Annotated in this window: 1 protein-coding gene; it reads right to left on the reverse strand. The window is 38.1% G+C overall.

Features of this window, described 5'->3' with window-relative positions; all coding sequences use genetic code 11:
* A partial coding sequence (locus ACRHNM_RS17175; RefSeq protein WP_431137860.1) for an alanine:cation symporter family protein occupies positions 1-260 on the reverse strand: 260 nt, incomplete at both ends.

Below are 260 nucleotides of genomic sequence, written 5' to 3' on the forward strand. Positions count from 1 at the left end.
TAAGCCAAAATACATCCCAGCATTATCACTTTCAAAATTGAAAAGTTTTGTAAACTGAGCTGCTGCTTGGTTAGCCTGAAACATGTTTCCACCACCAAATGAACCTCCAATAACAAAGATTGCAAAGATTACAGCCAAAACTTTACCAAAGCCACCCATGCCTTTAGACCTTAAACCTTTTGATAGATAGTACATTGGCCCTCCATAAACTGTTCCGTCATCACCAACATCTCTATATTTTACACCTAGAGTACATTCAG

The organism is Psychroserpens mesophilus (genome assembly GCF_050617655.1).
GTDB lineage: Bacteria > Bacteroidota > Bacteroidia > Flavobacteriales > Flavobacteriaceae > Psychroserpens > Psychroserpens mesophilus_A.